Here is an 18,278-nt window from a genome sequence, read left to right on the forward strand (position 1 = left end):
GGTGACGGGTGTCAGCGGCGCGGGCTCGGCGACGGCGGCGTGGACCGCTGCGGCGAAGTCAGCATCGCTAAGCGCCTCTTCGGCGGCGGCGGCCGGACGATTGCGCAAGCGCCACTGCGGCCCAACGCCCATCTCCTCCAAAAACACAGCGGAGCGGCGATCACTCATAAGGCATAACGCATCACAATGGCGTCCTCGCGGGTTGAGTTGGCAGCCGGGTAGTACCCCTTGCGGCGCCCGATTTCAGAAAAACCATAGCGCTGGTAGATCTCCAGCGCGCGCCCGTTGGATGGGCGCACCTCCAGCAGGACCGACTCCATCCCGAGCCCGCGCGACAGGGCGACCGCCTGGTTGACCAGCAAGCGGCCAAGCCCGCGCCCCTGCCAGGGCCGTGCCACGGCGACATTCAGCAGATGCGCCTCATCGACGATCCCCATCACCAGGAAATACCCCATCAACTCCCGGTCCTGCGCGCGCAGCACCCAGGCGTGATAGCCCTGCGACAGGGAATCGGAAAAATTGGCGCGGCTCCAGGGGTGCGGGTACACCGCCTCCTCCACCGCCACCACCTCATCGAGGTCACTTTCCTGCATCGGCTCATAAACAAGCCGCGCCAGATCCCATGCCTGCTGCTTCATGCCTGCGACGCCTTCATCTCTTCACGTTCTGCCTTGGTGTAGGCGACCTTATTGCGCAGGTAGAGCGGCTGCGCCTGGGCAGCCGGCACCGCATGGCCGGCGGCGAAAGCGGCCCGGCCCAGCTGCGCGACCTGCACGGCGTGCGGCATGATGGCGGCGTCGGCGCCTTCGGCAAACGGTTTGCCGGCGAAAGCCTCGGCATAGGCCGGGAAGCCATTGCCGCAGGAACGTACCTCGCCCGCAGGCGCTACGTCGCCCGGCGCGGAAAGCGCGGCAGGCAGCACGGCCACCGGCTGGCCGGCGTCGTCAAAGCGGTATTGCGCCCAATAGACCTCGTTCATGCGCGCATCGAGCACGGTCAGCACCTGCGCCGGCGCGGCGTCGCCGTGGCGGGCGCGGTGCGCCAGCGCCATGGCGTCCAGGGTCACGATAGGCAGCAGCGGCAATCCGGCGCCAAAGCCCAGGCCCTGCGCGATACCGCAGGCCGTACGCACACCGGTGAACGAGCCCGGCCCCGCGCCGTAAGCGATCGCCTCGCAATCGCGCAGGACAATACCCGCCTCCTCCAGCAATTCCTGGATCATCGGCAGTACGGCCTGGGAATGGGTGCGCACGCCGGACGATTCGCGGAAATACACGCGCTCCCCGCGCAGCAAGGCGCAGGAAGCCAATTCAGAGGATGTTTCGATTGCAAGAATGGTAGCCATGGCCGATATTTTAACCTGTGGCCATGTACAATAGCACCCCATGCACAGCACTACCCTACAAGCCGACAACCGCGCCGAAGTGGCCGCCGCGCTGGCGCAGGACCACCTGATCGTGGCCTGCCTGTGCGCCGCCTGGTGCGGCACCTGCGCGTCCTACCGCGCGGCATTCGAGGAACTGGCCAGCCGCCATCCGGACAAGTACTTCCTGTGGGTCGATATCGAAGACCATGCCGACCTGGTGGGCGACCTCGATGTCGAGAACTTCCCGACCCTGCTGATCCAGCGCCACGAACACGTGGCCTTCTTCGGCACCATGCTGCCCGACCCGAACGTGGCGCACCGCCTGATCGAAACCCAGGCAGAGCTCAGCGACGAAGAACTGGCGCGCCAGGCGGCGTCCACCCCGGAACGCCGCCAATGGCAGCAGGAGTGCAACCTGCGCGCGCTGTTAGGCCAGGCGTAGCGGCAGGCTGCGCAGGCGCTGGCCGGTCAGCGCGAATACCGCATTCGCCACGGCCGGGGCAATCGCCGGCGTAGCAGGCTCGCCAACGCCTTCGGGCGGCTCGGCGCTCAGCACGATCACGGTTTCCACCGCCGGCACCTCATTCATGCGCAGCACTGGATAGTCGGCGAAATTGCTCTGCACGACTTTGCCTTCCTTGATGGTGATCTCGCCGCCCAGCGCCGCCGACAGTCCGTACACAACTGCCGATTCCACCTGCTGCGCAATGATATTCGGATTGACCGCGATACCGCAGTCGATGGCGCACACCACGCGATGCACGCGGATCTGCTTGTCCTGCACCGACACTTCCGCCACCTGGGCCACGATGGAACCAAACGACTGGTGCAGCGCCACGCCGTGCGCACGCCCCTCCGCCGGCTTGCCGGCCTTGGCCACAGCAGCATTCAGTACCGCCAGGTGGCGAGGGTGGTTCAGCAGCATGGTGCGGCGGAATTCCACCGGATCCTTGCCCGCCGCACTGGCCATCTCGTCGACGAAGCTCTCCTTGAAGAAGGCATTCTGCGAGTGTCCCACCGAGCGCCAGTTCCCCAGCGGCACGGCGCCATCCACCACTACATGGTTGATCTGCTGGTTCGGGATTTCGTACTGCATGTCGTACACGCCTTCGGCGGTCGAACGGTCCGGGCCCGCGCCCGGCAGGCCGAGGTTACGCTTGGTGAACTGGTGGGTCAGCGCGCCGCCGGCCGTCTTGGCTTCCCAGGCGATGATATTGCCCGCAGCATCCAGGCCCGCCGTCATGCGCGCCAGCGCGGCCGGACGGTAGACGTCGTGCGTGGTATCGTCCTCGCGCGTCCAGATCACCTGCACCGGAGCGCCCTTGGTTTCGCGCGCAATGGCGACCGCCTGCGCCACCATATCCGCCTCCAGCCGGCGGCCAAAGCCACCGCCCAGCAGGTATTCGTGCAGGATCACGTCCGACTCGCTGACGCCGCCCACGCGCGCCGCCGCGCGGCGGGCAAAGGTCGGCGCCTGGGTTCCCACCCACACGGTCACCTTGCCATCCTTGACCTGGGCCGTGCAGTTGATCGGCTCCATGCAGGCATGCGCCAGGTACGGCACGCGATACACCGACTTGATGGTGCGCAGGGCGTTGGCGGCTTGCGCCATGTCGCCGCGCTGGTGGTAGCTGTCGCCATTTTCCGACTCAAGGGCATTGGCCAGCGAGGTGTAAATCGCTTCGCTCGACAGCGAGGCATTGGCGCCGCCATCCCAGCGCACCGGCAGCGCAGCAGCGGCCTGTTTGGCTTGCCAGAAGCTGCTCGCCACCACGGCCACGCCGGCGCCGGCGCCGTTGAACGGCTCGATGGCGTTGGAAAAATCGATCACGGACAGCAGGCCCGGCATCTTCACCACCTCGGCAGGGGTAATGCCGGCGATCTTGCCGCCCACCACAGGCGACATGCGCACCGCCGCGTAGACCATGCCTTCGGGCCGGGCATCGATGCCGTACATGGCCGCGCCTTCGGATTTGATGCGCGAATCGAGGCGCGGCACGCTGGTGCCGATCAGGCGGAAGGCATGCGGGTCTTTCAGCGTGACCTTGCCCGGCTGGCCCAGGGCGGCACGGGCGGCAAGCGCGCCGTATGCCACCGACTTCTTGCTGATATCGTGGTACAGGTGGCCATTCTCGGTACGCACCTGCTCCGGCGGCACTTTCCAGTCTTGCGCAGCCTGCGCCACCAGCAGCGCACGCGCGGTAGCACCGGCCTCGCGCATCGCGCTCCAGGCGTCTTTCACGCTGGACGAACCGCCAGTGATGACGATGCCCAGTTCGCGCGCCACCTTGCCCAGCATCCAGCTGGCAAAGGCACGCGTGCGGCCGGTATCGTCGGGATGGAATGGGAGTGTTTCGCGCATCACGGCCAGGTTGGCGTAAATCTTGTCGGCCGGCGCCTGGACCAATTTGATCGCGTCCAGCCCGACATCCAGCTCCTCCGCTACCAGCATGGACAGCGCGGTGTGCACGCCCTGCCCCATTTCCGCGCGCGGCATCGCCAGCTGCACGGTGCCGTCGGAAGCGATGGCGATCCAGCCGTTGAGCGGGACTGCGCCGTTTTCCAGCGGCAGCTGTTCCTTGCCGCGCAGGCGCTGGCGCGGCGGCATCACACCCCAGCCGACCAGCATGGCGCCGGCGATGGCAACGCCGCTCAACATGAAGCGGCGGCGCGAGGATTGTTTTGGTTTCAGCATAGTGGTCCCATCACGGCAGCCAGCGCTGCAGCAAGTCCTCCGGCATTACCGGCCGGCTGTAATAGTAGCCCTGCGCCTGGTTGCAGCCATGGCGCAGCAGGAAGGCCGCCTGCTGCTCCGTCTCCACGCCTTCCGCGATGACGGACAGGTTCATGCTGCGGCCCAGCTGGATGATAGCGATGGCGATGGCCTCGTCGTTGACGTCGGTCGAGATATCCTTGATGAAGGAACGGTCGATCTTCAGCGTCTGCACCGGCATCTGCTTCAGGTAGGCCAGCGAGGAATAGCCGGTGCCGAAATCGTCGATCGCCAGCGACACGCCGACCGCGTGCAGGTCGTTGATGAAGGCCAGCGCATCGCCGGTATTCATGATCACCGACTCGGTTACTTCCAGCTGCAGGCGATGCGGCTCGAGGCCGGTTTCGCGCAGGATGTCGGCCACGGTGTTGACCATGCTGCCGCGCTCGAACTGCTTAGCCGACAGGTTGACGGCAATTTTTGGCACGTGCAGGCCGGCTTCCTGCCAGCGCACCATCTGGCGGCAGGCCTCGATCAGCACCCACTGGCCCAGCTGGTTGATGAAGCCCGTGTCTTCCGCCAGCGGGATGAAGCGGTTCGGCGGCACCAGGCCCAGTTCCGGATGGTTCCAGCGCACCAGCGCTTCCACGCCCAGCAGCTTGCCGGTATCGATTTCGACCTGCGGCTGGAAGTTAAGGAAGACTTCTTCCTTCTCGATCGAGCGGCGCAGATAGGTTTCCAGGCGCAGGCGTTCGACGCCCTCGCCCGTCATGGATGGCTGGTAGAAGCGGTAGCCGTTGCGGCCGCGCGCCTTGGCCTGGTACATGGCTACGTCGGCGTTACGGATCAGCATATTCAGGTCGCTGGCATCGGTCGGGAACACCGAGATGCCGACCGAACAGGTCACGAACAGCTCGTGCCCGGCCACCATGAATGGATGTTCGAACATGGCCACCAGCTTCTCGGCCACCTGGCCGGCGCCGTACTGGCCTTCCACGTCTTCCAGCAGCACGATGAATTCGTCGCCGCCCAGGCGCGCCAGCGTGTCGCCTTCGCGCAGCTTGTCCGACAGCGCGTGCGCCACCTGCTTCAGCAGCTCGTCGCCGATATGGTGGCCCAGCGTGTCGTTGACGTTCTTGAAGCGGTCAAGGTCGATGAACAGCAGCGCCAGCTGCTCGTTGCTGCGCATGGAGCGCTGGATAGCGTGCTGCAGGCGGTCGTGGAACAGCAGGCGGTTCGGCAGCTGCGTGAGCGGATCGTGGTGGGCCAGGTGGTCCAGCTTTTCCTGCGATTCCTTGACCAGGGTGATGTCGCTGAATACGCCCACATAGTGGGTTGTGATGCCGCGCGAATCGCGCACCGCGGTCAGGGTCAGCCACTCCAGGTACAACTCGCCGCTCTTGCGCTGGCTCCAGATTTCGCCGCGCCAGTAGCCGTGGTCTACCAGCTCCTTCCACAGCTCGGCGTGGAATTGCTCATCGTGGCGGCCCGAACGCGTCACGCTGCGGTCGCGGCCCAATGCTTCGGCCTCGGTGTAGCCGGTAATCTGGGTGAAGGCCGGGTTGACGGCCACGATGGTGCCTTTATCATCGATCACCATCACGCCGTCGGCAATGTGTTCCAGCACGGTGGCCGACAGGCGCAGTTTTTCTTCCGCTTCCTTACGCGCGGTGATGTCCGCGTACACCCAGATCGAGCCTTCGTTCGGGCGGTTCTGGTCGATCGCGCAGCCGGACACCATGCACCAGAAAAGCGAGCCGTCCTTGCGGCGGTAGTGGCGCTCCTCGCTGAAGTACTCGCCACTCTGCAGCGACGGATACTGGCGCGCGCCGGCCGATTCGAAATCGAAGGTGGTCGGGAATACGATGGCGGTGGAGGCGCCGATCATTTGGCCCGGCTCGTAGCCGAACAGGTCCTCGCAGCGGCGGTTGACGGACACGATGGTACGGTGGCGCACGAACATCACGCCGAACATCACGTTATCAAGAATAGCGCTCTGCTCCGCCAGCAGGCCTTCAATGCGCATCTCATTGTGCTTACGCTGGCTGATGTCGGAAATGATGCCGTCGACCCAGGGCGAACCGCCCGATTCGGCCGGCTGCGGCTGGCCGTTCTCGGCCACCCAGCGCTCGGTGCCGGTGGAGTCGATGATGCGATATTCGATTTCGTACGGTTTGCCGTCCTGGATCGCCTGCACCACCACGCGGCGCTGGCGTTTGCGGTCTTCAGGACAAATCAGGTTGGCCCATGCATGGGTGGTGCTGCGCATGAACTGCGCGGCGGAGTAGCCGGAGATTTCTTCAATGGCGTCGGACACGAAATCGATCGGGCCATCGGGGCGGAAGCGGAACACCGCGCCCGGCACCTGGGTCACGATGGTGCGGAAGCGCTCCTCACGCTGGGCGATGTCTTCGAACAGGTGTTTGATCGCGACCCGCATCTGGTCCAGCTGGCCGGCCAGGCGACCCAGTTCGTCGCTGCCGCTCAATTCCATCCGGGTTTCGAAATCGCCGTGCGACAGGCGGTCGGAGAAGCGCATCAGCTTGCGCAGGGGTTTCAACAGGCGCTGGTTCAGGAACAGCACGATCAGCAGCAGCGACACCGTCAGCTGCGCCGCCAGCACGAAGACATAGGACAGCTGCTTCTCGCGCAGTTCCTGCTGCGAGCGTGCATCGTCCATTTCGACCATGATCTTGCCGATCTTCTCTCCGCGCACCAGGATTTCGCGTTCGGCGCGCACCACATTGCCGATGGCGCGCTTGGGCGCTTCCACGTGCATGAACTGGGTATCAGCCTGGCCGGTGACCTGCACCTGCAGCACCGAGCGGTCGCGCATCACGGATTCGACCAGCGAGTGGGCCGATTCCGCATTCATATTCCACAGGGATTCCTGCATGCCGAGCGCCAAAATGTCGGCATTGCGCTGCAGGGATTCGTTCAGGGCGGTCTGCGCCGACTTCTGCTCGTGCACGCCGATCAGCAAGTAGCTACCGATAATCGCCGGAATCACCAGGCCGCCGAATACCACCAGTAACAGGGCACCATAGATGGACAAGCCATACAGTGCGCTCAGGCGGGACCTAAGTTTGTTATATAAATTCCGAGCCATTCAGCGGGTTCTGTTGGAAAAGATTATCCAGCAGCAATTATGCACGTATCTTGGTATGATCGCCACTCTATAAAGGAAGGAGTTACCCTATGTCGTTTTCTATGTATTCCGCCTCGATTCCGGTCTTCCGCCAGATCCTGGGCAGCCTGCTGTCCATTCTTGACAAGGCCGACGCCTATGTTGAGGAAAAGAAGCTCGATCCGAACGCCTTGCTGCAGTTCCGCCTGTTCCCGGACATGCTGCCATTTACCCGCCAGATCCAGATTGCGGCCGACTTCGCCAAGGGCGCGGGCGCACGCCTGGCTGGCGCGGATGTGCCGTCCTATGAAGATACTGAAAAGACCATTGGTGAACTCAAGCTGCGCATCCAGCGCACCCTGACCTTCCTGGATTCGCTGCCGCGTGAGGCGATTGAGGGTTCGGAGACGCGCTCGGTAACCACCGGTAGCGGTGAGAAGACCAAGCAATGGGTGGGGCAGGAGTATCTGGTGCATTATGCCTTGCCGCACTTCTACTTCCACGCCACCACCGCTTACAACATCCTGCGCCACAATGGGCTGGAGATTGGCAAGAAGGACTTTATTGGCTCGTGGAAGGCCGAATAAACCCGGCAAACCGGGGTCAGGAATTCCGGCGCGGGTAACCCTGCGCCAGAATGCGCTGCCACACCTTCTCTTTCTCGTCCGCGCTCATGGCCACCCAATGCGCGACCTCGATATAGGTCCTGCCACAGCCCCGGCAAATCTCATCAAAGGTCGTCGAGCAAACCGCTACGCAAGGCGTATCCGGGCGCTCCGGCACTTTCTGCTCCGCCATCACTTCACCTTCAAACCCAGCTTATCCCAGCCCTCGTGGCCGAGTTTTTCCATGGTTTCGATATTCTTTTCAAAGATATCGGACGCCTCCGGGAACGCCTCCACCGCACGATCGATCGACGCCTCGCGCAGCAGGTGCAGGGTCGGGTAAGGCGAACGGTTGGTGTAGTTCGAGATATCGTTCTTGTCGGTATCCGCAAACTGGTAATCCGGGTGGAAGCTCGCCACCTGCAGCTCGCCATCCAGCTTCAGCTCCTCCAGCGCGGCATCGGCCACGTCCAGGAACTCGTTGTAATCCTCAAAATCCTGCAGCACCAGCGGATGGATCAGCAAGGTCGTATCGACCACCTCCGCATCTTCCTCGGCCAGGAACTCCAGCTCCTTGATCAGGTCCTCCAGCAGTTCTTCCGGCGAAGAAGCCTCCGACACCACGTACCGCACCTGCTTCTTCACATGCACCGCTTTGGCGAACGGGCACAGGTTCAGGCCGATAACCGCCTTTTCCAGCCACTGTTCGGTGTCCGCGATGACGGCTTCATAATCCACTGGAGTGTTGCTCATTTATACATCCAAATTCGTTGTCCAAGGCATCAATTATATAGCCAGTTCGACATAATTATCCAAGAAAATCAGGCACATAGCGAATTTTACCTTGACTCGACCGGGTTTCGCCCCTAGACTCTCGCCTTAGATAGTCCGTCCTTTGTTTCTGTAAGGCAACCGCGAAACACTATGCAAGATAGACTCAAACAAGCTGTCCTGATCGCCCTGGCGCTGAGCGCTGCGGTCCCGGCAGCCTCGTCCCTGGCAGCGACCGAGCCCGCGAAATCCGTGGTGCTTCAGGTTCCCGCCGTCGAAGAATACAAAGAAACCGATGTCTGGGGTCGTATCCGCTCCGGCTATGCCATTCCCGATGTAAATAACGCCCTGGTCAGCAAGCACGTCAAGTGGTACGCCGACCGCCAGGATTACATCAACCGCACCGTCGGCCGCGCCTCACTCTACCTGTTCCATGTGGTGGAGGAGCTGGAAAAGCGCAATATGCCGACCGAACTGGCCCTGCTGCCCTTCATCGAATCCGCTTTCAACCCGCAAGCCCTGTCGACCGCCAACGCGGCCGGCCTGTGGCAGTTCGTGCCGGGCACCGGCCGCGACTACGACCTGAAGCAGAACGCCTTCAAGGACGACCGCCGCTCCGTGCTGGCCTCGACCGACGCCGCCCTGAGCTACCTGCAGCGCCTGTACACCATGTTCGGCGACTGGCACCTGGCTCTGGCCGCCTATAACTGGGGCGAAGGCAATGTGCAGAAAGCCATCAAGCGCAACCAGGCCGCCGGCAAGCCGACCGATTTCGAGAGCCTGGCCGAACATATGCCGGCCGAAACCCGCAACTACGTCCCGAAGCTGCAGGCGGTGAAGAACATCGTCGCCAACCCGGCCCAGTACGCAGTGCACCTGCCAGCGATCAATAACGAGCCCTACTTCACCGCGATCGACAAAACGCGCGATATCGACCTGAACCTGGCCGCCAAGCTGGCCGAGATCTCGGTAGATGAATTCAAGGCCCTGAACCCGCAATTCAAGAAGCCGGTGATTACCGGCGGCGAGCAGACCAAGATCCTGTTGCCGACCGAGAACGCGGAGAAATTCGCCGCCAACCTGGCCTCCTGGACCCACGCCCTGTCGAGCTGGACCACCCACAAGATCAGCAGCGCCCGTGAAAGCATTGCTTCCCTGGCACGCAAGTTCGGCACCACGCCGGATGCGATCCGCCAGGCCAACAATATTCCGCAGAAATCGGTGCTGAAAGCCGGCTCCACCATCCTGGTGCCGAAGGTTTCCGCCAGTGCCGGCGACATCTCGAGCGAAGTGATCGAAAACGCCGCCCTGGCGCTGGACGACGCCGAGCGCGCAGGCCCGAAACGCAGCAATTACCGCCAGGCTTCCTCCTCCCGCAGCGAGTCCAAGCCGGCAGTCAGCCTGGTCAAGCCACGCGTCAAGCGTGACGAAGCCGGCAAATCCAAGTCCCGCCGCAGCAACTAAAACGGCTTTACCGGCCCGCCACCCCCTTGCCAAACTTGCAGGGGTGGCGCCGCCGCGTTTACAATCCCGTTCTTGCGGTATAACCCCATTGGAGTAGATATGGCTTTCTTGCAAGGCAAAAAAATCCTGATTACTGGCGTCCTGTCCAACCGATCCATCGCTTACGGCATTGCTAAGGCTGCCCACCGCGAAGGCGCCGAACTGGCTTTCACCTACGTTGGCGAGCGCTTCAAAGACCGCATCACTGAATTCGCCGCCGAATTCGGCAGCAACCTGGTCTTCGACTGCGACGTCTCCAGCGACGAACAGATCACCAACCTGTTCACCGACCTGGCCAAGAGCTGGGACCGCCTGGACGGTTTCGTGCACGCCATCGGCTTCGCCCCGCGTGAAGCGATCGCCGGCGAATTCCTGGACGGCCTGACCCGCGAAAACTTCCGCGTCGCCCACGATATTTCCGCTTACAGCTTCCCGGCCATGGTGAAGGCCGCCCTGCCGCTGCTGAAGCCTGGCTCCTCCGTGCTGACCCTGTCCTACCTGGGCGCGGTACGTGCGATCCCTTACTACAACACCATGGGCCTGGCCAAAGCATCGCTGGAAGCCTCCGTGCGCTACCTGGCAGAGAACCTGGGCCAGCATGGCATCCGTTCGAACGGCATTTCTGCCGGCCCGATCAAGACCCTGGCTGCCTCCGGCATCAAGGACTTCTCCAAGCTGCTGGGCTTCGCCTCCGCCCACGCCCCACTGCGCCGCAACGTGACCATTGAAGAAGTGGGTAACGCCGCAGCGTTCCTGCTGTCCGACCTGTCCTCCGGCATCACCGGCGACATCATGTATGTCGACGGCGGCTTCTCGCACGTGATGGGCCTGAATTCGAGCGACTACGAGTAATCCTCGTCCGCTCATCTCCAAAGCCGCCTCCGGGCGGCTTTCTCAATTTGGGGAAGAAAAACAGGGACGGAACAAGTTTTCCGCTGGGCGGAAAACTTGTTCCGTCCCTGTTTTTTCAGCCCAGCATCGAGCCTTTGCGCGGAATCAAATTGACAACTTGGAAAAGTGAGACTAAAGTGATATCACTTTGATGTAACCTTCATAGGATTGATCATGACCCGCAACGAAAAGTCGTTCTCGTCTTACAGTGGCTATCTGGCCCTTACCGTGGTGGTCGCGCTGGCGATCCTGGCCTTCCTGATGCTGCGTGCTTTCCAGCCGCTGCTGGCCGCTGCGTGTGCGCTGGTGGCGGTGTTCCTGGCGCCGGGGCTGTACATGCTGCAGCCGAATGAAAGCGCCCTGCTGACCTTGTTCGGACAATACATCGGCACCGACCGCAACGAGGGCCTGCGCTGGGCCTTCCCGCTGTACCGCAAGCAGCGCCTGTCGCTGCGTGCCCGCAACCTGAACGCGCCAACCCTGAAGGTGAACGACAAGCGCGGCAACCCGGTCGAGATTTCGGCCGCCATCGTGTGGCGCGTGCAGGATACGGCGCAGGCGATCTTCGACGTGGATGATTTCGAGCGCTACGTGGCGGTGCAGGCGGAAGCCGCAATCCGCCACCTGGCCTCGCGCTATGCTTATGACGAGGGCGAAGACCTGGCTCAGGGCGAGATGACGCTGCGTTCGGGCCTGGATGAAGTCTCGCAGGCACTCAGGGCGGAACTGCAGGCGCGTTTCGGCGCAGCGGGCGTGGAAACGGTGGACGCCAAGCTCACCCACCTCGCCTACGCTCCGGAAATCGCGCAAGTGATGCTGCGCCGCCAGCAGGCCGAAGCCATCGTCAGCGCCCGCTCCCGCATCGTGCACGGCGCTGTCAGCATGGTTGAAGCCGCGCTGAACAGCCTGGCCGAGCGCGAAATCGTGGAGCTCGATACCGAGCGCAAAGCCGCCATGGTCAGCAACCTGCTGGTCGTGCTGTGCTCCGACAAAGAAACCCAGCCAATCGTCAACACCGGCACCCTGTACAACTAAGCAATATGGCAAGCCCCGGCAAAAAAGCCTTCCCGCTGCGTATCGATCCCGCCCTGTGGGAGGAATTGCAGCGCCTGGCCGCCCAGGATTTGCGCAGCGTGAACGCGGAAATCGAGTTCCTGCTGCGGGAATCCCTGGCGCGCCGGGGTATCAAACCGCGCCCCGCACCAGCGCAAGAAAATCCCGACACGGCTTTCGAAAAGCCTGTATAATTCACCCCTTGTGCGCTGCAACACACATAACGCAGCTGTAATAAAAACACAAATAGCAGCTTCGCGAACCTATCTGCCGCATCCCTAAACATTGGATGCCGCCTAAAAAGCCCTCCGCCTTGCGTGTCGTAGTCAAATGACACCGTCCCGGCGCAAAGCTTTTGTGCCGAAATTTCTATACAAAATAGAGTCGTTTCGTCGTTCTGGTTAGCGTTGCTTTTTTTCGCTTGATTTACGAAAGATATACATGACTTTTGAAGCACTTGGTCTCCACACGTCCATCCTCAACGCACTGACCGAGTCCGGTTACACCGCGCCGACTCCAGTCCAGCAGCAGGCCATCCCTGCGGCGATTGAAGGCAAGGACTTGCTGGTTTCCTCGCAGACCGGCTCCGGCAAGACCGCGGCCTTCATGCTGCCTTCGCTGCACCTTCTGGCCAGCGCGCCTTACACCGGCGCCGGCAAGACCGCCGCACAGGAAGCCCAGTCGGCGCGCGCCCGTGGCGAGCGTCCGCGCTTCCGCCCTGCTACCCCGAAAATGCTGGTGTTGACCCCAACCCGTGAACTGGCCCTGCAAGTCACCACCAACACCACCAAGTACACCTCCCAGCTGCGCCACATCAAGTCGGTCGCAATCCTGGGCGGCATGCCTTACCCTAAGCAGATGCAACTGCTGTCGCGCAATCCGGAAATCCTGGTGGCGACCCCTGGCCGCCTGATCGACCATATGGAGCAAGGCAAGATCGACTTCTCCCAGCTGCAGATCCTGGTGCTGGACGAAGCTGACCGCATGCTGGACATGGGCTTCATCGACGACATCGAGAAGATCGTTGCCGCTACCCCTGATTCGCGCCAGACCATGCTGTTCTCGGCAACCCTGGACGGCGTGGTGGGTAATATGGCCCGCCGCATCACCAAAGAGCCGCAGATCATCCAGATCAACACCGCCACCACCAAGCACGAGAACATCATGCAGCGCGTGCACTTCGTGGACGACCTGTCGCACAAGAACCGCCTGCTGGACCACCTGCTGCGCGACGAAACCATGGACCAGGCAGTGGTCTTCACCGCCACCAAACGTGACGCCGACACCATCGCCGACCGCCTGAACATCGCCGGCTTCTCCGCCGCTGCGCTGCACGGCGACATGCACCAGGGCGCGCGTAACCGCACCCTGGACGGCCTGCGCCGCGGTAACGTGAAGGTACTGGTAGCGACCGACGTGGCAGCACGCGGCATCGACGTGCCGAACATCACCCACGTGTTCAACTACGACCTGCCGAAGTTCCCTGAAGACTACGTGCACCGCATCGGCCGTACCGGCCGCGCTGGCCGTAACGGTGTCGCAGTATCGCTGGTGAACCATGCTGAAAACATGCTGGTGCGCCGCATCGAACGCCTGACCCGCCAGCCGATTCCGGTCGAAGTGATCGAAGGCTTCGAGCCTAAGCGTGCAGCGCCTTCGCGTTCCGCTTCGCGTCCAGGCTGGAAGCCGGGCGATGGCCGCAACGCCAAGCCAGGCCAGCGTTCCTTCTCGAACCCGCGTTCGGAAGGCGGCCATTATCGCAGCGAAGGCAACCCGTTCGCTGGTGAGCGTCGCGAAGGCGGCTACCGCAACGAAGGCGGTTTCCGTGGCGAGCGCAGCGAAGGCGGCTTCCGTAACCGTAACGAAGGCGGCGTGCGCGCTGAAGGCGGTTTCCGTCCTGAAGGCGGCTTCCGCCAGCGCAACGAGGGCGGCTTCCGCAACGAACGCCCGGAAAGCGCTCCGCGTAATGAAGGCGGTTTCCGTAACCGTGCAGACGGCGGCGGTTTCCGTCCCGAAGGCGGCTTCCGCAAGGAAGGCGGTTTCCGTGAGCGCGGCGAGAGCACCTTCCGCAACCGCGACCGCGATGCGGGCGGCTTCAAGGGCCCACGCACCGATGCACCGCGCCGCCCATGGGGCGATCGCTAATCGATAGCGAGCAATAAGAAGGCCGCCAGGGCAACCTGGCGGCCTTTTTCTTTTGTACGTCATCGAACAGAGCGCCAAACGAATCGGCGCGACACTGCGGCCATGAAAACAGCTCTCATGGTCCTGTTATTAGCCGGCACGGGCGCGCATGCGGCTCCGGACTCGCCCTCCCCAACCCTGCGCGCCCAGGTGCTGCTTGACCGGGCCAATTTCTCACCCGGCCAGATCGATGGTTCCGCCGGCGACAATATGCGGCAAGCGCTGATCGGCTTCCAGCGTGCGCGCGGCCTGCCAGAGACGGGCAAAGCCGATCAGGCGACGCTGGCTGCGCTGGATGATGGCCAGCCGGTGCTCACCACGTACACCGTGACCGACGCCGACGTCGCCGGCCCCTTCGAGCCGGTGCCGGAGGATATGGCCGACAAGGCCAAAATGCAGGCGATGGGCTATTCGAGCGCGGCGGAGGCACTGGGAGAGCGCTTCCACGCCAGCCCGGCGCTGCTGCGCAAGCTCAATCCAGGCAAGGAAATCGAGCAGGCCGGCGCGCAAATCATGGTGCCCAATATCGGCGCCGCGCGCACCCTGCCGAAAGCCGCCAGCGTGGTGGTGGACCGCAGCGACCGCACGCTGGCTTTGCTGGATGCATCCGGGCGCCTGATCGCGCAAATGCCTTCCACCACCGGCAGCGAGCACGACCCGTTGCCGGTCGGGCAGTGGAAAGTGAATGGCGTGGCGCGCAACCCGCCCTTCCACTACAACCCGCAATTGTTCTGGGATGCGCGGCCGGATGAAAGCAAGGCCACCATCCCGCCCGGGCCGAATAATCCGGTCGGCGTGGCGTGGATCGATCTGTCGATCGACCATTACGGCATCCACGGCACGCCGGAGCCGGGCAAGATCGGCAAAACGCAGTCGCACGGCTGCATCAGGCTCACCAACTGGGACGCTGCGCGCGTCGCCGATGCCGTGGGGCCGGGTACGCCAGTCGTGCTGCAGGAATAAGGAGGTCGTCATGAGACCTTTAGGCACATTCGGCACCCTGGTCATCGGTATTGTCCTCGGTGCGGCAGGCACGTTGCTGCTGTTAAGCCGCGTGCCGCTCGACAGCCGCGAGACGGCTGCCATCACCGTCCCCGCCGACCAGCAACCGCGCGCAGCGGCACCCATAGCGCCCATCGAGCCGAAGTCCACGCCAGCAGCAGCGGAACACGCGCTGCCCGCCCGCGCGGCGACGCCCGGCACCAGCGAACCAGGCGTACCCGGCGCCGGCAAGGCATCCGGCGACTCAATGGCCGGCATGCGCGCAGCCGATAGCAGCGGCACCGGCGGCCTGGTCGCCAGCAGCGGCAGCGGTTCGTCGCTGCTGATCCCCGTGGCCGGCATCAAGGCGGCGCAAATCCGCGACACCTACAGCCAGCCGCGCGGTGCGGAACGGGTACACGAAGCGCTCGACATCCCCGCACCGATCGGCACCCCGGTCTACGCGGTGGCGGACGGCCGCATCGCCAAGCTATTCAACAGCAAACCCGGCGGCCTGACGATCTACCAGTTCGATCCAAACGAAAAGTACAGCTACTACTACGCCCACCTGGACCACTACGCGACCTCGCTGAAAGAGGGCCAGCAGGTGAAACGGGGGGATGTGATTGGCTATGTCGGCACCACCGGCAATGCCGATCCCGCCGCGCCGCACCTGCACTTTGCGATGTTCGAATTGGGTCCGGAAAAGAACTGGTGGCAGGGAAAACCGCTCAACCCCTACCCGCTGCTGGGTCACCAGTGACGCACGCGCCCCGTGTCCATGTGCACGAACTGTGAAGTCGGGTAATAGCCAACCCCGCCGCCCTTGAGCGCCAGCGCCGCCTTGTGCAGGCGCTCCAGGTCGCGCCCCGGAATGCGCACATCGATCGCCTTCCCTTCCAGGTGCATGCTGTGCTTCGCCACCCCGCCGCTGGCTTCCGCCAGCTTGCGGTTGCTTTCGGGCGAGCGGTAGCCGGAAATCACATGGATCACTTCATTGTTGCTGAACTGCGCGCTGACGCGTTCCAGCATGAGCAGCAGTTCTGGATCCATGGTTGCAATCTTGTCATTGCGATGGTCGCGCAGCAGATGGTTGATGTCCTGCAGCGCTTCCCGAATAAACTGGCCGTCGGCCCAGAACATGGTGCGCAGGGTCTCGCCGGTATGCGTATTGTAAAAGCGCAGGCTGCGCTCATGCGGCGCCGCGATGGCCGCGCGCGCCATGGATGGCAGGGCCAGCGCTGAGGCCACTGCGACGGAACTTTTAAGGAAGGATCGACGGTGGTTCATGGCGTTAGCTTACCGCTGACGCCGATTCCATGTTTTTATGGCGCGCGGAAAGAAGTTTCGATATACTTGATTACTCAAGCACTTTTCAATGAATAGTCATGGATAACGCACTCGAATTCTGCCTGCGCCTGGCGCGCACCCACGCCACCATCATCCGCCGCCTGGACACCGTCCTGGGCGGCCACCATGGCCTGAGCTTCAGCGACTTCATGCTGCTGCAAAGCCTGGCCAACGCGCCCGGCGGCCGCCTGCGCCGCGTCGACCTGGCCGACCGCCTGGGCCTGACCGCGTCCGGCGTCACCCGCACCCTGCTGCCACTGGAAAAAACCGGCTGGGTGGCGCGCCAGGCCGATGAACGCGATGCGCGCGTCGGTTACGCGGTGATCACCGCCGCCGGGCACGGGCTGCTGGACAATGCCCAGCGTACCGCCGCCGAATACGCGGCCGACCTGCTGCGCCATTCAAGCGACGAGGAGCTGGCGCCCCTGAACACTGTCCTCGGCAACCTGGTAGGGCTTCAAAAATGACTACCACGCTGAAAACCGATACCAACTTCCGCTGGCTGCTGTCCGGCGGCGTACTCTCCATGCTGGGTGACCAGTTCACCCTGATCGCCCTGCCCTGGCTGGTGCTGAAGCTGACTGGCGACCCGCTCTCGCTCGGCCTGGTGCTGGCCTTGCTGGGCGTCCCGCGTGCCATCTTCATCCTGTTCGGCGGCGCGCTGGTCGACCGCTATTCGCCCAAGCGCGTGCTGATGCTGTCCAAGCACGCCAGCTCGGTGCTGCTGGGCGTATTGGCCGCGCTGACCCTGACCGGCAGCGCGACCTTGCCTGCGGTGTATGTGCTATCGCTCGGCATCGGCCTGGCGCAGGCTTTCGCCATCCCGTCCGGTACATCGATGATGCCGCACGCGGTGCCGCGCGAGCTGCTGCAGGCCGCCAACGGCGTCATGATGGGCCTGCGCCAGATTGGCCTGCTGGCCGGGCCATTGCTGGCGGCGCTGCTGCTGGCCGTCGGCGGCAATGGCGAAGGCGGCATGCATGCGCTGGGCCTCGCCTTCGCCTTCGATTGCGCCAGCTTTGTGATTTCGGCATGGACCTTGTCCAGGGTCGTGCCACTGCCGCTGCCTGGCGCTGCGGCTGCGCCCGCAAGCAGCGTGTGGCGCTCGGTTGGCGAAGGCATCGCCACCGTCTGGCGCGATGTCGAAATGCGCGCCTGCTTCGGCTACTGGGGCCTGGTGTCACTGCTGATCGGCGGCACGATGCAGGTTGCCCTTCCGGTGCTGGCCAAGGAGCGCCTGCACGACGGTTCCGCTTTCGGCATGCTGATGGCGGCGCATGGCGCGGGCTGCCTGCTGGGCATGGGCTGGTCGGCGTTCTCCTCGCGCCGTAACGGCGCCACGCCGGCCAACCGCATGCGCATCGGCCTGATGGCGCTGGGTATCGACGCCATCGCCGGCCTGCTGCTGCTTCCACTGGGCGCGATTACAGCGTTGTGGCAAGGCGGCCTCCTGCTGCTTGCGCTGGGCGCTTTGCAAGGCTTGATCAACGTGGTGATCTTCACCTGGATCCAGCAGCGCGTGCCGCCGCAGATGATCGGCCGCACCATGAGCATCTTCATGTTCATCCTGTTCGGACTTGCACCGCTGTCGGCAGCGCTCACCGGCTGGTTGCTGCAGTACGTGTCGTTGCAGGAGATGTTTGTCGGCGGCGGCTTTGTGCTGCTGGCTTGCGTGGCGCTGGCCTGGGTGTTTACGCCAATGCGCCGCATCGGTTTGAGCGGGTAGAATCTGCG

Annotated in this window: 18 protein-coding genes; 11 read left to right on the top strand and 7 right to left on the bottom strand. The window is 63.4% G+C overall.

The annotated features are described in order from the left end of the window. Positions 1–164: 164 nt before the first annotated feature. The gene (gene rimI, locus AAHE99_RS22500) at positions 165–638 is read right to left on the bottom strand and encodes a ribosomal protein S18-alanine N-acetyltransferase (RefSeq protein ID WP_342119605.1); all 474 of its coding nucleotides are present in this window, start codon (positions 636–638) and stop codon (positions 165–167) included. Beyond that, positions 635–1,345, bottom strand: a complete 711-nt coding sequence (gene tsaB, locus AAHE99_RS22505; protein ID WP_342119606.1) for a tRNA (adenosine(37)-N6)-threonylcarbamoyltransferase complex dimerization subunit type 1 TsaB — start codon at positions 1,343–1,345, stop codon at positions 635–637. Before tsaB ends, rimI begins: the two co-directional genes overlap by 4 nt. Before the next feature lie 40 nt (positions 1,346–1,385). Between tsaB and AAHE99_RS22510 the strand changes: the two genes are divergently transcribed. Further along, positions 1,386–1,808 (top strand): thioredoxin family protein, encoded by a 423-nt coding sequence (locus tag AAHE99_RS22510; protein WP_342119607.1) that lies wholly within the window; start codon positions 1,386–1,388, stop codon positions 1,806–1,808. On the opposite strand, the gene AAHE99_RS22515 is transcribed toward AAHE99_RS22510, so the two are convergent. Next, positions 1,794–4,061 carry a xanthine dehydrogenase family protein molybdopterin-binding subunit gene (locus tag AAHE99_RS22515; protein WP_342119608.1) on the bottom strand — a complete coding sequence of 756 codons (2,268 nt, stop codon included), beginning with the start codon at positions 4,059–4,061 and terminating at the stop codon, positions 1,794–1,796. The two genes, AAHE99_RS22510 and AAHE99_RS22515, sit on opposite strands and share 15 nt — an antisense overlap. A 10-nt stretch (positions 4,062–4,071) precedes the next feature. After that, positions 4,072–7,188: an EAL domain-containing protein gene (locus AAHE99_RS22520; protein ID WP_342119609.1), complete on the bottom strand. Its 3,117-nt coding sequence runs from the start codon at positions 7,186–7,188 to the stop codon at positions 4,072–4,074. A gap of 89 nt (positions 7,189–7,277) precedes the next feature. Between AAHE99_RS22520 and AAHE99_RS22525 the strand changes: the two genes are divergently transcribed. Further along, complete coding sequence (locus tag AAHE99_RS22525; RefSeq protein ID WP_342119610.1) at positions 7,278–7,793, top strand: DUF1993 domain-containing protein; 516 nt, start codon at positions 7,278–7,280, stop codon at positions 7,791–7,793. 16 nt (positions 7,794–7,809) lie between these two features. Here the strand turns inward: AAHE99_RS22525 and AAHE99_RS22530 are convergent, their stop codons facing one another. Next, complete coding sequence (locus AAHE99_RS22530; protein ID WP_342119611.1) at positions 7,810–8,004, bottom strand: DUF1289 domain-containing protein; 195 nt, start codon at positions 8,002–8,004, stop codon at positions 7,810–7,812. Further along, positions 8,004–8,564, bottom strand: a complete 561-nt coding sequence (locus AAHE99_RS22535; RefSeq protein ID WP_342119612.1) for a DUF1415 domain-containing protein — start codon at positions 8,562–8,564, stop codon at positions 8,004–8,006. The genes AAHE99_RS22530 and AAHE99_RS22535 overlap by 1 nt, the downstream gene beginning before the upstream one ends. A gap of 171 nt (positions 8,565–8,735) precedes the next feature. Here AAHE99_RS22535 and AAHE99_RS22540 point away from each other — a divergent pair, with 171 nt between their 5' ends. The 7 genes from AAHE99_RS22540 (at position 8,736) to AAHE99_RS22570 (ending at position 15,957) form a co-directional block, all read left to right on the top strand. Beyond that, positions 8,736–10,046 carry a transglycosylase SLT domain-containing protein gene (locus AAHE99_RS22540; RefSeq protein WP_342119614.1) on the top strand — a complete coding sequence of 437 codons (1,311 nt, stop codon included), beginning with the start codon at positions 8,736–8,738 and terminating at the stop codon, positions 10,044–10,046. A gap of 99 nt (positions 10,047–10,145) precedes the next feature. Next, positions 10,146–10,937, top strand: a complete 792-nt coding sequence (gene fabI / locus AAHE99_RS22545) for an enoyl-ACP reductase FabI (protein ID WP_342119616.1) — start codon at positions 10,146–10,148, stop codon at positions 10,935–10,937. A gap of 213 nt (positions 10,938–11,150) precedes the next feature. Further along, complete coding sequence (locus AAHE99_RS22550; RefSeq protein ID WP_342119618.1) at positions 11,151–12,011, top strand: SPFH domain-containing protein; 861 nt, start codon at positions 11,151–11,153, stop codon at positions 12,009–12,011. Between the two features lie 5 nt (positions 12,012–12,016). Further along, complete coding sequence (locus tag AAHE99_RS22555) at positions 12,017–12,223, top strand: hypothetical protein (protein ID WP_342119619.1); 207 nt, start codon at positions 12,017–12,019, stop codon at positions 12,221–12,223. A gap of 247 nt (positions 12,224–12,470) precedes the next feature. Then, positions 12,471–14,174, top strand: a complete 1,704-nt coding sequence (locus AAHE99_RS22560; RefSeq protein ID WP_342119620.1) for a DEAD/DEAH box helicase — start codon at positions 12,471–12,473, stop codon at positions 14,172–14,174. A 102-nt stretch (positions 14,175–14,276) separates the two neighbouring features. Beyond that, positions 14,277–15,176, top strand: coding sequence for a L,D-transpeptidase family protein (locus AAHE99_RS22565; protein WP_342119621.1), 900 nt, complete (start codon positions 14,277–14,279; stop codon positions 15,174–15,176). A 10-nt stretch (positions 15,177–15,186) separates the two neighbouring features. Beyond that, on the top strand, positions 15,187–15,957 hold the full coding sequence (locus tag AAHE99_RS22570) for a M23 family metallopeptidase (protein WP_342119623.1): 771 nt from the start codon (positions 15,187–15,189) through the stop codon (positions 15,955–15,957). Here the strand turns inward: AAHE99_RS22570 and AAHE99_RS22575 are convergent. Then, positions 15,948–16,484 carry a DUF882 domain-containing protein gene (locus AAHE99_RS22575; RefSeq protein WP_342119624.1) on the bottom strand — a complete coding sequence of 179 codons (537 nt, stop codon included), beginning with the start codon at positions 16,482–16,484 and terminating at the stop codon, positions 15,948–15,950. The genes AAHE99_RS22570 and AAHE99_RS22575 overlap by 10 nt on opposite strands. 98 nt (positions 16,485–16,582) lie before the next feature. Here AAHE99_RS22575 and AAHE99_RS22580 point away from each other — a divergent pair, with 98 nt between their 5' ends. After that, positions 16,583–17,011, top strand: a complete 429-nt coding sequence (locus AAHE99_RS22580; protein WP_342119626.1) for a MarR family winged helix-turn-helix transcriptional regulator — start codon at positions 16,583–16,585, stop codon at positions 17,009–17,011. Continuing rightward, a complete protein-coding gene (locus AAHE99_RS22585; protein WP_342119628.1) occupies positions 17,008–18,270 on the top strand; it encodes an MFS transporter in 1,263 nt (420 codons plus the stop codon). The genes AAHE99_RS22580 and AAHE99_RS22585 overlap by 4 nt, the downstream gene beginning before the upstream one ends. The last annotated feature ends 8 nt before the right edge of the window (positions 18,271–18,278 follow it).

This window comes from Pseudoduganella sp. OTU4001, from assembly GCF_038440195.1.
In the GTDB taxonomy this organism is placed as follows: domain Bacteria; phylum Pseudomonadota; class Gammaproteobacteria; order Burkholderiales; family Burkholderiaceae_D; genus Rugamonas.